The organism is Methanonatronarchaeum thermophilum (assembly GCF_002153915.1).
Classification (GTDB): domain Archaea; phylum Halobacteriota; class Methanonatronarchaeia; order Methanonatronarchaeales; family Methanonatronarchaeaceae; genus Methanonatronarchaeum; species Methanonatronarchaeum thermophilum.
In genome coordinates this window covers 27,501-41,116 of the sequence record NZ_MRZU01000004.1, presented here as the reverse complement: position 1 = coordinate 41,116, position 13,616 = coordinate 27,501, and the positions used below count along the sequence as shown (strand labels likewise).

13 protein-coding genes (1 of these 13 only partly in view) are annotated in these 13,616 nt (G+C 39.7%); 4 read left to right on the top strand and 9 right to left on the bottom strand.

The features are described 5' to 3' along the window. Positions 1-4: 4 nt before the first annotated feature. The 3 genes from AMET1_RS05120 to AMET1_RS05110 all read right to left on the bottom strand — a co-directional run bounded on the left by AMET1_RS05120 (position 5) and on the right by AMET1_RS05110 (position 3,210). On the bottom strand, positions 5-436 hold the full coding sequence (locus AMET1_RS05120) for a universal stress protein (protein WP_086637426.1): 432 nt from the start codon (positions 434-436) through the stop codon (positions 5-7). Continuing rightward, positions 429-1,511 carry an amidohydrolase family protein gene (locus AMET1_RS05115; protein WP_086637425.1) on the bottom strand — a complete coding sequence of 361 codons (1,083 nt, stop codon included), beginning with the start codon at positions 1,509-1,511 and terminating at the stop codon, positions 429-431. Before AMET1_RS05115 ends, AMET1_RS05120 begins: the two co-directional genes overlap by 8 nt. A gap of 64 nt (positions 1,512-1,575) precedes the next feature. Then, positions 1,576-3,210: a DNA-directed DNA polymerase II small subunit gene (locus tag AMET1_RS05110; RefSeq protein WP_086637424.1), complete on the bottom strand. Its 1,635-nt coding sequence runs from the start codon at positions 3,208-3,210 to the stop codon at positions 1,576-1,578. A gap of 65 nt (positions 3,211-3,275) precedes the next feature. On the opposite strand from AMET1_RS05110, the gene AMET1_RS05105 reads away from it, so the two are divergent. Then, positions 3,276-3,851: a S26 family signal peptidase gene (locus AMET1_RS05105; protein ID WP_086637423.1), complete on the top strand. Its 576-nt coding sequence runs from the start codon at positions 3,276-3,278 to the stop codon at positions 3,849-3,851. Here AMET1_RS05105 and AMET1_RS05100 read toward each other — a convergent pair. The 5 genes from AMET1_RS05100 to AMET1_RS05080 form a co-directional block, all read right to left on the bottom strand. Beyond that, positions 3,799-4,296: a LabA-like NYN domain-containing protein gene (locus tag AMET1_RS05100; RefSeq protein ID WP_086637422.1), complete on the bottom strand. Its 498-nt coding sequence runs from the start codon at positions 4,294-4,296 to the stop codon at positions 3,799-3,801. The genes AMET1_RS05105 and AMET1_RS05100 overlap by 53 nt on opposite strands. Beyond that, positions 4,293-5,516 (bottom strand): ORC1-type DNA replication protein, encoded by a 1,224-nt coding sequence (locus AMET1_RS05095; protein ID WP_086637421.1) that lies wholly within the window; start codon positions 5,514-5,516, stop codon positions 4,293-4,295. The genes AMET1_RS05100 and AMET1_RS05095 overlap by 4 nt, the downstream gene beginning before the upstream one ends. A 441-nt stretch (positions 5,517-5,957) precedes the next feature. Next, entirely contained in the window at positions 5,958-7,376 is a 1,419-nt protein-coding gene (locus AMET1_RS05090) for a B12-binding domain-containing radical SAM protein (RefSeq protein WP_086637420.1), read from the bottom strand. Next, positions 7,373-7,978: a 2-phospho-L-lactate guanylyltransferase gene (gene cofC, locus AMET1_RS05085; RefSeq protein WP_236629458.1), complete on the bottom strand. Its 606-nt coding sequence runs from the start codon at positions 7,976-7,978 to the stop codon at positions 7,373-7,375. Before cofC ends, AMET1_RS05090 begins: the two co-directional genes overlap by 4 nt. Before the next feature lie 118 nt (positions 7,979-8,096). Next, on the bottom strand, positions 8,097-9,086 hold the full coding sequence (locus AMET1_RS05080; protein WP_143406858.1) for a 5,10-methylenetetrahydromethanopterin reductase: 990 nt from the start codon (positions 9,084-9,086) through the stop codon (positions 8,097-8,099). 317 nt (positions 9,087-9,403) lie between these two features. On the opposite strand from AMET1_RS05080, the gene cofG reads away from it, so the two are divergent. Together cofG and cofH are read left to right on the top strand one after the other, a co-directional pair. Then, complete coding sequence (gene cofG, locus AMET1_RS05075) at positions 9,404-10,417, top strand: 7,8-didemethyl-8-hydroxy-5-deazariboflavin synthase subunit CofG (RefSeq protein ID WP_086637417.1); 1,014 nt, start codon at positions 9,404-9,406, stop codon at positions 10,415-10,417. Positions 10,418-10,514: 97 nt separating this feature from the next. After that, positions 10,515-11,534 carry a 5-amino-6-(D-ribitylamino)uracil--L-tyrosine 4-hydroxyphenyl transferase CofH gene (gene cofH, locus AMET1_RS05070; RefSeq protein WP_086637416.1) on the top strand — a complete coding sequence of 340 codons (1,020 nt, stop codon included), beginning with the start codon at positions 10,515-10,517 and terminating at the stop codon, positions 11,532-11,534. Between the two features lie 120 nt (positions 11,535-11,654). Here cofH and AMET1_RS07900 read toward each other — a convergent pair whose 3' ends face one another. Next, positions 11,655-11,816, bottom strand: a complete 162-nt coding sequence (locus AMET1_RS07900) for a hypothetical protein (protein WP_161490779.1) — start codon at positions 11,814-11,816, stop codon at positions 11,655-11,657. A 383-nt stretch (positions 11,817-12,199) separates the two neighbouring features. Between AMET1_RS07900 and AMET1_RS05060 the strand changes: the two genes are divergently transcribed. Then, positions 12,200-13,616 carry the 5' portion of a helicase-related protein gene (locus AMET1_RS05060; RefSeq protein ID WP_086637414.1) on the top strand. Its footprint extends 149 nt past the window's final position, so only the first 1,417 of its 1,566 coding nucleotides appear in the window; its start codon is at positions 12,200-12,202; its stop codon lies beyond the right edge, outside the window.

Here is a 13,616-nt window from a genome sequence, read left to right as displayed (position 1 = left end):
CCGCTTACTTTGATCTGACAACCATAACTGGGCTTTCTGAGGATCTAAGCACTTTTTCAGCTACGCTGCCGAGAAGGAATTTATCTACGCCCTTCTTGCTTGTGGTACCCATAACTATCAAGTCGATTTTGTTCTTTTTTGCGTAATCAAGTATTTCGGTATGTGGTTTACCGCTTAGTATCTTTGATTTGCATTTAACTCCTTGGTCTTCGCATTTTCTCTCTACTTCTTTGTTTGCGGCTTCACCTTCTTTCTCGAGGATTCCTTTTGTTTGGTTCCATACCCCTGTTTCAGGTATGTTTTCGAATGTGGCTATGTTTACTACGAATATCGTGTGGAGTTCTGCTCCAGTGAGTTTAGCAAGTTCTATACCTTCTTTGATGGCTTCTTCAGTTTTATCGGAACCATCGTTGGGGATTAAGATTCTATCATACATTTTCAATCACATCCAGACCGCTGATTACGGTGGCAATCGATGCACGTCCTTTAAGCAGGGCCTTTATACCCATATTTACTTCTTCAACCACCATAATATTGGTCCTATTACCCTGAATTATTCTGTTGTCAACTCCAATAATTTTTCCTCCATTTATTGTTGCTATTTTCATTATGGTTTCTGGATCAAGTTTGTATTCCCTGTATAGGTGTCTGGCTTCATCGAGAAGTGATGGACTGCATAACATAGCGTTGTCTGTTCCTAAACCAACCAGGATGTTTTGTTTTAATAATTGTTTTATTGGTGGTTTACCTGACTTGGTTATCTTGTTCGAACGGGGACACACAACAACAGGGGTGTTGGATTCACCTACCTTCTGCAGGTCATCATGCACTGGGTTTGTTAGGTGTACAAGGTGGTTTGGATCGAAATCAAGAGACCTAACAACCTCGGAACGACCAAACCTATCCAAAGATTGTGTTTGGTTTGTTTTTGACTCTCCTGCATGAATACCGATTGGTATTTTAAAACCAAGTAGTGTCTTCAAAAATGTTCTCAGTTCAGCTTCACTGTAGTCGCATACACTGCTTAAACCAACGCCATCAGCTTTTTTAACAACCTTCTCTATGTTCTTTCTATCTATTTTAGTTGGCCGGCCGTATATTAACGAGTTTATCTTAGTGTTTTTCCCTGCTTTTCTAAGGGCTTTTATCCCTCTAACACCACCTTCCCGAAAATCAAGATGATGTGTAGTTCCTTCCCTACAAGCTTGGTTTAAAGCCCGCTCCATTCCTTTAACAAGTTGATTAAAACCCAGGTTCTCTAAGCCCTTTTCTTTTATACCACCCGGCCCAACCAACTCATCCAAACTATATCTATCAGGATTAACTTTAAGACTGGCATCACCCAAATGGGTATGTACATTGATAAATGAAGGAACCACCGTACCTACCATTGTAGGTTTTTTAGGCGGCTCACCAACACCAACCTCCATTATAACACCATTATCAAACGCCACATACCCTTCTATAGGCTCATAATCACCTTTATAAACAGTTCCAGCAATAACCTGCATTTTACTACCACCTTCTTTTGATTCAAACCCACCTTGGTTTGGTTTAGTTTGTTTTGGTTTGTTTTTAGTTGCAAAATTTGACTATTTTTGGTTCGTGGTTTTTTAGGTTGTATAGGACTACTCTTCCGGGGTCGGGGTGTATTCCTTTTTTCTTTTGGAATTTGGTTTGTTTTTGCCATGTGCCGGTGTTGAATAGTTGCACTCCTTTGTGGTTGTCTATGCCGAATTTGTGGACGTGGCCGCAGTGTATTATGTCGGGTTTGTCTACGAAGAGGTGGTCTTGGTTTTCTGGTGCTATTGGTGTTTTTTTGCCGTATATTGGGGATAGGTGTCTTCTTTTTACGAATTCTTTCATTGCGTTAGCTGGTTTTTCATAGCTGCAGTTGGGTAGTTCGGCGATTAGGTCGTCTAGGGACCTTCCGTGGTATACTATTATTTCTACGCCTTCTATTTCGATGGTGCTTGGGTTTCCGATGAAGGTTATGTTGTCTCTATCGAACTGTTTCTGTAGTTTTTCATCTAAAGCTGGTTGTGGTTCGGCTTGTCTAACTGCATCGTGGTTTCCAGGACTTATGATGATGTTTATGTGTTCGGGGATTTTTTTGAGTTGTTCGGCAGCCTCTTTGTATTGTTCGGTAATGCTTACAGTTCTTAGTTCTTTTTTCTGTCCTGGGTATACGCCGATTCCTTCAACGAGGTCTCCGGCGATGCATAGGTATTTTATTTTTTGAACAGTTTTTTTGTGCTCTGGCCCACCCATCTCACCGTTTAACCAATCGACAAAACGGCTCCAAGCACTATCCATGAAGGTGGTGCTACCGAAATGTACGTCGGAGATAAACGCTATGTATCCATCTCCTTTTGTTTCCGGTTTACCGGTGGATAGAGGTAGGTCTGGCCAGACAATTTCGTCTAAAATAAATAGGTCGGAACCATTGTCTGATGTTGTTCCTTTAAGCCCTATAACCTCATCTTGCAAAACCTTCTCTGAATCACTATAAACATCGCTACGGTGTTTTAAAGCTAATGCAGGTACTTCACCGGTTTTATCCTCTAATAAAATCAATTTATGTCCATTCGATGTATCACGAACATCGTTTACAATTCCAACCAGAGAAACACTATCCTTACTGGTATCCAAGGAATCGATCGGCCTGACATTCCTCATTCCATTTCTCTTACCGATCTCCTTCTTTATCCGCTCATACCGGTCATTAAAATAATTGATAAAATTCTTCAACTCACCTTCACACTCGGACCTACCGGTAATATCACGCTTAACAACAACACCACTCTCACCACTACCACCTTCCCCAGTTTCATTAGTTTCCACACTACTATCCTCACCAGATTTGTCTTTTGAACTGGTTTCCACACCAGAACTATTATTTTTGTTTTCAGTTTCAGGTTTTGCAATTTTATCTGGGTTTTTTGTTTGTTTGGGTTTTTGGTTTGGTTTTTGGTTTGGTTTGTCGTCTGTTATTTTTTCTACGGTTGGTTTTGTTTTTCTATGTGTTTTGTTTGGGTTTTCTTTTAGGTATTTTTCTATGTGTTTTGGTTGTAGGACTGGGTTTTTGAATTCGTATGTTTCTAGTATTTTTTCTATTAGTTGGTTGGGGTTTTCTTGTTTTTCTAGTTTTTGTTTTGCGTCTGGGTGTAGGAATATTCCTTTTGAGATGCATTTTTCGACTATTTCCATAAATTATCCATTTCCGTAAATTATCCAAATACTTTATTTCTGTTTAGGGTATAAAGTTCTTTTAGATGTCTGAAGGTAGTTCTGGTGAGGGCCGTAGTTGGCATGTTTTGTTTTTGAGGGATTTAGCTATAGCGTTGGCTGGGTTGTTGGTTGTGGTTTCTGTTTTGTATCTTTATGCTGGTTTGTGGCCTCCTTTTGTTGCTGTGGAGAGTCCGAGTATGGAGCCTAATATTGGTGAGGGGGATCTTGTTTTTTTGAAGTCTACTGATAATGTTTTGACTGGTGAGGAGGCTGCTGTGCTTGGTGAAACTAGTTTTGGTGGTTATGGGGATGTGATTGTTTTTTCTGTTCCTGGTGATGATCGTAGTATTTTGCATCGTGCGGTGGATTGGGTTGATGAGGGGGAGCCTATGTGGGATGGGGGGCCTGAAGCGCCGCATAGTGGGTTTATTACTATGGGTGATAACAACCGGGAGATTGATCAGAAGTCGTTGTTTGAGGAACAGCCTATTAAGCCTGAGTGGGTTGATGGTAAAGCTGTTTGCAGTGTTCCTTATCTTGGTATGTTGACTTTGGGGTTGGAGGAGTTTAGAGAAGGAAGTCCTGTTGGTCTTCCAGGGCTTCAATATCAGTGTATTTAGTAGCGGCTTCTGTAAGTTCTTTTGATGTGCTTCTTTTGAAGCTGATTACTTCTACTCTAACGCCTTTTGCTTTCAGTGTTTCTACTAGTGCTGTGAAGTCTCCATCACCTGTTACTAATATTATTACGTCTACTTTGTTTGCGAGGGCCATGGCGTCTATTGCTATTCCCATGTCCCAATCGCCTTTTTTTGTTCCGTCGTAGTATACTTTAAGTTCTTTTATTTTTATTTCGAAACCTATGTCTTTGAGTGCGTCGAAGAAGGTTTCTTCTTCAGATGTGTCTGCTTTGACGACGTATGCTATTGCTCTTATTAATTTACGGCCGTCTACTGCGTATTCTAATATTGTACTGTAGTCTAGGTTTTTGTTGAACAGGCTTTTGGTCGAGTGGTACATGTTTTGGCTGTCTATAAAGACGGCTACCCTCTGGTCTTTATACATCATAGTTTAGTTTGTGTTGATGGGCAATAATCTTTGAGATTCTGTAGTCTGTAGTCGGTTAGTAGTACGTTTTGTATTTCATCGATCGACATGTTCATTGAGATTTCTTTTGTACGTCCATACCTACCTTTGCTGACTACAACTGCGTTTATTATGCCGAGCATATCCAGCTCCGATATCAGGTCTGTTATTCTCCGTTGTGTCAATGTTTCTATATCGATTTTTCTAGCAAGTTTTTTGTACATCTCGTATACTTCGCCTGTCGTTAGTGTGTTACGGTCGCATTCTTGGTGTTTCACTATTGCTAGTAGAACCACTTTCGATTGGGTGGGTAGTGTTCTAACCACTTCGAGAACTCGGTCCAGCTCTATTTTTTCTTGTGCTTTTCTTACGTGTTCTGGCCGTATCTCTTCTCCATTTTTTTCAGCTAACTCACCAGATACTCTTAGTAGGTCAAGCGCCCTTCGTGCGTCACCATGTTCTTGAGCCGCGAACGCAGCACATAGAGGTATTACTTCGCTGTTTATCGCACCTTCCTTGATCGCTCTCTCCGCTCTTTGTTGTAGTATATCTCTCAGTTGATCTGCGTTATAGGGAGGGAAGATTATGTCTTCTTCACCCAAAGAACTTTTTATTCTGGGATCAAGAACTTCTGTAAACTTTAAGTCGTTTGATATACCGATAATGCTAACTTTAGACCGTTCTAGGTCGGAGTTTATCCGGCTTAGGTTGTATAAAATATCGTCACCACTTTTACCTATAATTCTATCTATCTCGTCAAGCATTATCGTGGCTACCTTTTTACGGTCATCCAAAGCATCCTTTAATTCATGGTATACCTGGTCTGTAGGCCATCCTGTGAGAGGAACATCCTTATCGAAATGCCGTGCAATATGAGCCAAAGCCCGATACTGAGTATCCACTACCTTACAGTTCAGGTATATAACACTACAATCAACATTCAGTTCTTCTCCTTTTTTCTCAAGCTCACGACCTACATGCTTAACCGCAACCGTTTTTCCAGTACCTGTTTTACCATAAATCAATATATTGCTGGGTGTCTCCCCTTTAAGTGCTGGTACAAGAATTCTCGCAATCTCATTAACCTGTTTGCTTCTATGCGGGAGTCTGTTAGGTGTATAAGAAGGTCTTAAAATCTCTTTGTTTTCAAAAATACCGTCTTCCTCAAGAAGTTTATCGAAAATACTAGATGAATCTTCCATGAAAATCGCTCCACCTACTCCAATTGAAATACACCCCTAAAAGATTTATGGAAACACCCCTCTATTTCAACTGGAAAAACTCGAGGAGAAACAGACCACAAAAAACCAACAAAAACACAAAAAAACCAAACAAAACCCACTCAACCAACAACAAAAAAACACTTTAAAACCAAGTTTCAACTGGAAAAAAACACCAAAAAACAAACCAAACTTAATTAAATCAAACAAAACCAACAACAAAACAAAAAGAAAATAGACCAAAACCCCCCTTCAAACCATACTATAGACTTTTAGCCAACATAGACCTCTAACAACCTCCGTTCAAACCCAGAAACAACACTAACTGAAAGCCAAAAACCCCAGTTAAAACCAACCTTGACCTAGTTTTATCTAGGTTTGGGCTTTAGCTTGGTTTTGGTTTGGTTTGGTTTTGGTTTTGGTTTAGAAGCGGCTTATGTTTAGGAACATCATGCCGCCTCCGACTATTAGTTGTGGTAGGTCTTTGAGTTGTATCCATCCGTCTTGTATTACGTTTTTTGTCATTTTTGTGTATCTTGGTATTGAGTTGAGGGATAGGTAGCATTCTCGGTAGGCTTCTTTGTTTAGTCCTCTTAGTGTGTCTAGGTCGAGGTATTCTGTTTCTATGACTGGGTTCATTGTTGTGTATTTTTCCCAGTCTAGTTCTTCTATCATTCCTTGTCTTTTTGCTGTTTTATGGAAGTCTGTTCCGGGGTAGGGTGTGGGTAGGAAGAATAGTGGGAACTCTACGTTTACGTCTTTTGCGAACTGTATGCTTTGACGTATATCTTCTTCTGTTTCACCTGGGAAACCGATTACTATGTTGAGTATTCTTATCATTCCTAGTTCTCCGCTTAGTTCCAGTGCTTCTTTTGCTTGTTGTAGTGATACTCCTCTGTTTAATGTGTCTATTGATTTCTGGGAGCCTGTTTCTAGGTTGTATCCGATGACTTTGCATCCAACTTCGCTCATTCGTTTGGTTAGTTCGGGTTTTCCGTCTTGTAGTCCACCGCTTAGGCAACCCCATGTTAATTCTATGTCTCGTTTTTCTATCTCGTCGCAGATATCCCAAACCCTGTCTTCGTCTGAATCGAAGTTGTCATCTAGGAACATGAGTATGTCTGGGTTGTATTTTTTTTGAACATGCTCCATCTCATCTACAACGTTTTCGGGTGACCTTGCACGCCACCGGTTACCGTATAATGCAGGTACTGTACAGTAGTTGCATCCATATGTGCAGCCTCGACTGCTAACCACTGTCGCTATGTTCAAGTGGTCCATCAACCGATATCTGTCTCGATCGAAGAGGTTTCGAGCAGGTAATGGGAGGCTATCAAGGTCTTCGATTAGGGGGCGTGGCTCATTCACCATTACTTCATTTCCCTTTTGATATACAACTCCTTTAACATCGGTTAGGCTATCACCCTGTTCGATTGTGTTAGCCACTTCTTTTATCGTGATCTCTCCTTCTCCACAAACAACCACGTCTACACAATCGTTCTGAACAAGCTGTTCAGCAACCACGCTGGAGTGTGGGCCACCACAAACAGTCTTTATATCTGGATTTATTTTTTTAGCTGTACGCATTAACTCTAAAGCGTTTTCAGACCTATATGTGGCGATATACAACCCAAGTATGTCGGGTTTATATGTTTTTATGTGGTTTGCAAAATCTTGTACATCTTTATTTTCAGCAGGCAGATCGGTTATCCTTACATCATGCCCTGCCTCCTGCAGTGAAGAAGCTATATACCCAAGACCGATAGGCTGTATCTGCAGCCCGATAACTCTTTTAAAAATAAGTTCTTCAGCTGCATGTGGCTGAACCAATAAAACTCTCATCCATTACACCTCAAATCAACTGACTGTATTTTTTCTAACAATCCATTCAACTCCAAATCATTTTTAATAACAAATCTACTCAAATAATTCAGATCACAAGGTTCATCTATATCTCTAAAAACACTATCTATCCAGATAGTTTTTAAGGAATAACCCCTCTCTAAAGCAGAACATCGATGCTTCCTACAACTCCCACCATTATACTGCAACTTAATCCTCTTCCTCAACAACAAACCATTGGTACCACCTCGATCCCCAGGGGCAACCACAACATCCTCACCACAACCAACCAACCTACCAAGGTCACTCGGACTAACCAAAGGAATATCGGAAGGCAATATCAACACAGGCAACCCAACACGATCTATAGCACCCTCAAGCGCCAAATTAAGTTCTTCCTCACTCACTATGTAATCCACTCCACCAACACCAAGCTCATCAGGGGACACAACACAGACATCACCAACCTCACTCGCAACATCAACAACACGCCTCAACATCCATAATGTAAGCTCCCGCCTCTCATGCAAACCTAACACAGAACTCAAACCAGTCTTAGGATTTTCCAAACAAACAGGAACCAATACCTTGATTAAAAACACCTCCAAAAACCCAAAACCCAAAAACAATACTAGGTTAACCTAGAATAGAGTATAGTTTTTTTATTTTGGACTTAGTTTAGTTGGAGTTTGGTTTTTTTAAATTTTTTTATATTGTATTTCATTCTTTATATTCTTGAACTATTGGTTCAACGTGTTTTAGAGAGCTTTTGATTTCAGGTCCGTAGGGAGATCCAAACACTATTGTGTCAACTCCTTTAGAAATGAGTTCTTCTATCCTGTCTTTACATTCACCAGGAGTCCCAGATATTGAGAAGGCATCTATCATTTTATCAGTAACCAGTTTTTTTGCCTCTCCAAACCTATCTTTCCTGATTTTATCTTGCAACCGATCCCGCTCCTCAAGAGAGATGTTATGTCGCTCTATCACCTTCTCAGGGGCTGTAGCAGCTACAAAAGCAATAACCGGACGCACAGCATCCAAAGCCTTCTCACGATCACTGTCAACTGAGAAACAGGTATGTGCTACTACCTCAATATCCCCTTTAGGATTGTAATCTGAGTTCTCCCTACCATGTAAAACACGCTCCATACCAACCTCAATATCCTTTGGATGTGAAGCATTTATCAAAACACCATCACCAACCAAACCAGCCATCTCAAGCATTTTAGGCCCCTGCCCTCCAACAAAAATAGGTATCTCCGTACTTGAAATATCAAGTTTTGCAGAATCCAACTCAAAAAAATCACAGTCATGAGTTAAACGCTCACCCCTAACCAAACGCCGAATAACATAAACAGCTTCTTGAGTCCGACTCACAGGCTTGTCCCAATCCAAACCAAGTTTATTAATCGTTGTCCTATCACCAGCACCCAAACCAAGCATCGCACGACCACCAGAAACCTCATCAACTGTCGAAATAGCGGACGCAGTAATACCAGGATGAACAACATACGGATTCGTCACACCAGGACCTAAAGACACAGAACTAGTTTCAACCGCGATCCCAGTCAAAACACAATATATATTCCTATTATTGAAATGATCCGCAACCCACAACTGATCAACACCAATCTCCTCCTGCCTACAACCTATCTCAACAACCTCTTCTACAGGCCTATTAGGTAACAATTCAACTCCAAACTTCATCTTAAACCAACTAACAACAAAAATACTTAAATTTCCACCGTTAATTATCTTTTCGAAACAAACCCAAAAACACAGAAAAAACCAACCCCAAAACACCCACACAAAAAAACAAAAACAAAAAAACAATAGAAAAAGCCAAATACAAAAAAAACAAAAACAATTTCCCTATCTTGTATTACATCCTTGTTTTCTATTTAAATTTATATTTAGATTGGTTTTTTTGGGTTATGTTTCAAATCTATTTTGGTTTTTTTGTATGTTCGGGTTGGGTTGTGTGTTCAAATAAGATATGTTGGTTTAGGTGTTAATTGGTTGTGATGGTTGTTGGATTGGTTGATGTGGTGGAAAAAGCTGGTTTGTTGAGGGATAGGTTTTTTGGTGAGATAACTTATTGTAGGAATGTTTTTGTTCCTGTTACCAATGTTTGTCGTAATAGTTGTGGGTATTGTGGGTTTTGTGGTGGGGAGTATTATTTGATGTCTCCTAGTGAGGTTTATGATGTTTTGGTTGAAGGTGTGAGAGGTGGTGCAGTTGAGGCGTTGTTTACTTTTGGGGAGCGTCCTGAGGAAGCAGGCTGTGGTTTTAGCAGGATTCTTGGGGAGTATGGGTATGGTTCGTTTACCGATTATTTAGTTGATTTGTTTGAAATGGCTTTGGATTTAGGTTTGTTACCTCATACGAATCCGGGGTTGGTGTCGAAAAGTGATTTCAAACTGTATAGTAGGTATAATGCGAGTATGGGTTTGATGTTGGAGAGTACTGCAACCTTACCGGTTCATGAAGGGTGTCCTGGGAAGGCTCCCGAGAAGAGGATTGAGTTAATTGAGTTTGCAGGTCAAGAAAAGATACCCTTAACAACAGGTATTTTGGTAGGGGTTGGAGAGACCTGGCTGGATCGGTTGAAGAGTTTGAGAAAAATCAAAGAGATCGATGACAGGTATGGGCATATACAGGAAGTGATTATACAGGGACATAACAAACATCGATTGGCAGAGACACAACATCCGTCCGTGGATGAAGAAGTCGTGGTAAAAACTATCGCAATAGCGAGACACATACTAAAAGACATTGAGATACAGGCACCACCCAACCTACATCCAGACATCAAACCATTATTAACGGCGGGTATATCCGATTTAGGCGGTATTTCAACAACTAAAGACCATATAAACCCCAGTAAGGAATGGCCCACCCCAAACCAACTGAAAGAAAAAATCGACCAACATGGATACATATTAAAAGAGAGACTACCGATATACCCAGAGTATATAGAGAAAGGTTGGGTCAGCAAGCACGTTAAAAAAAATTTAGACAAAAATAATGAGATATAAAAGCCAAAGGAAGGCAAACAACCTAAAAAACCCTAGGCATATATCCACCAACACTCCACTGATTGGATTGGTTATGTAATTAGATCGGGGAAGACAAATGCTAGAAATTGAAGATCCATATCAACTTCTTGAATGGGATTGTAAAAGGCTTTTCAAAACAGCCGATAAGCTGTCCAAAAAACAACATGGAAAAAAAATAACCTACATCAAAAATAGGAACATAAACTTCACAAACGTATGCAATTTAGACTGCAGTTTCTGCGCCTACTCAGTCGAAAAACCATGTGACGGATACACCAACACACATAAACAGGTGTTAGAAAAAGTTGAGAAAGCAGTTAAACAAGGTGCAAATGAAGTCTGCATACAAGGAGGAATAAACCCCGAAATAGATTACAACTGGTATATAGACCTAATCAAAAAAATAAAACAAAAACATAAAATCCACATACATGCATTTTCACCACAAGAAATCCATTACATAGCCGAAAAAAACCAAAAAAACATTAAACAAACTTTACAAGAACTCAAAAAAACAGGTTTGGACAGCATGCCTGGAACTGCAGCTGAAATCCTAGACGACGAAATAAGAAAAAAAATCTGCCCAAACAAAATAAACAGCCAGCGCTGGCAAGAAATAATCACAAATGCCCATAAACTGAACATACCAACAACAGCAACAATGATGTACGGCCACATAGAAACCTGGAAAGACCGAATAAAACACATACAAAAAATCAAAGAAATACAACAAAAACACAACGGATTCACAGAATTCATACCACTACCATTCATACCAGGAAACAACAAACTCTTTAACAAAACCAACCAAACACCCCATAAAGAAAGCTATAAAGTAATAGCAATATCAAGAATCTTACTACACAACCACATACCAAACATACAAGCATCATGGGTCAAACTAGGGCCAAAAAAAGCTGCAAAAGCATTAAACAAAGGAGCAAACGACCTCGGAGGAACCCTAATGGAAGAAAACATATCCAGCAGCACAGGAAAACCAATCAAAACAAAAATGACAGCCAAACAACTCCAAAAAACAATACAAAAAACAGGACACAAACCAATAGAAAGAACAACAACATACAAAACAACCTAACCCAAAAAACCAAAACCAAACCAAAAAAATAGAAATCTTATGTATTAGCCAAAACCCCACTATATAATTTTTTATTTTTTAGATTGGGGCCCGGCTAAACCTGTTTAAGTGGTCGGTAATTTATTTTTTTTCACGTTCGTATACGTAGAATCTGTAGTAATACAATGCTAATCCCAGTATTGTTCCAAATATCATAAATAGAATCGCTAGCGCTAGTACCAGCAACAACCAGAACAATCTAGTTCTCGCTTCAACGTTTCTCTCTCGTAGGTCCTTACTCATCCAGAAGATCACTCCCGCGAACAACGCGAGATGAATAATCAGTATAATGGTTTCCAAATATATCACAATCCATCTAAAGCATTTTAAATGAAATATACAGCACTAATCAAAACAAAATAACTGTTTAACCAACATTTGTTCGATTAGTTTGATGACTTAATTATCAACTCTAGCATAATAGGTTTATTTGATTATAATTTTCATTTCTAGCTATCTTGATTGTTTATACGGACATTAAACTAACATAGATTTCATTTAAATAAAATAATTTGAATTTAATTTATTAGGTTGAGTTGGTTTTGGTTTATGTTTAGGTGGGTTTAGGGTGTTTTTTTGGGGAAAATTCAATTAGAGTTTGGGGTTATTTTTTTGGTGGTTTAGTTATGGGGTTTTTGGAACAACTGGGTTGTGTGGATGTTGGTGTTGTTGAGGAGCGGGAGTATCAGGTTAATGTTTTTAATGAGTGTTGTGGATGTAATTCGCTTGTTGTTTTGCCTACGGGTCTTGGTAAGACGGTTATAGCTGGTTTTTTGGTTGCTGATCGGGTTTCTATGGGTAGTGTTCTTTTGATGTCTCCTACGAAACCGTTGTGTGAGCAACATCATGATTTTTTGGATGAAATGCTTGATGGTGTGGAGGTTTGTTTGGTTACTGGTGGGTTGTATGGTCCGGAGGATAGGGCTGAGGTTTGGCGTGGTGATGGTGTTTTTATAGCGACGCCTCAGACTGTTAGAAATGATGTGGAGGCGGGACGGCTTGATTTAACGGGTTATTCGTTGGTTGTTTTTGATGAAGCTCATAGGGCTGTTGGTGATTATGCTTATAGTGTTGTTGCGGACCAATATTTCCGTCAAGCTAAAGATCCTCAGACTTTAGGGTTGACAGCTTCTCCGGGAAGCGATATAGATAGGTTGAGAGAGGTGAGCGATAACCTGAGGATAGAGAATGTTTCTATAAGAGGTGATTGGAGTAGTGATGTACAACCCTATTTAGGGGAGATGGATATCAGTTGGGTGGAGCTTGAAAAACCACTAGAGATGTTGGTTGTGGAGGATGCGTTGGAAGAGATATTAAAGGATTTTCTAGACCGTTTGGGCCAGTATACAAAACAGGTTCGTAATATGAAGCCGGATAACATCAGTAAAAAAGCATTGATAGAGGTTCAAAACCGGTTTCGCAGCCAACTCAACCAAGGAGGAAGTGGGTATGTATATCAAGCGCTTTCATACACCGCTTCCTGTATAAAAACAGCCCACATGAAAGACCTGCTCACAAGCCAAGGCCCAGAATCACTGCAGAGATACATCGAACAGATAGAGGAAGATGACTCGAAAGCTGCTGAAAGAATACGTCGAAGACAAGAATACCCACGAATAAAAAAAGCATTAAAAAACGTCGATAACCACAAACTCGATAAAACCAAAGAAATAATCCAGAAACAGGTCAAAAACAACGAAAGAGCCATCATATTCGCAGAGTACCGACACACAGTCGAAACACTCGTAAAACAACTAAACAAAACAAACAAAATAAAAGCCAGAAAGTTCATAGGACAAGCAAAAAGCCATGGAAAAAACGGCATGACCCAAAAACAACAGAAAAAAACACTCAACAAATTCAGACAAGGAAAATTCAACACACTAGTATCGACAAGAATCGGAGAAGAAGGAATAGACATACCACAAACATCACTGGTACTTTTCTACGAACCAGTCCCATCAGCAATCAGACTAATACAAAGAAAAGGCCGAACAGCAAGAGACGGCAGCTTTGGAAAAGTAATAATACTAATAATGAAAA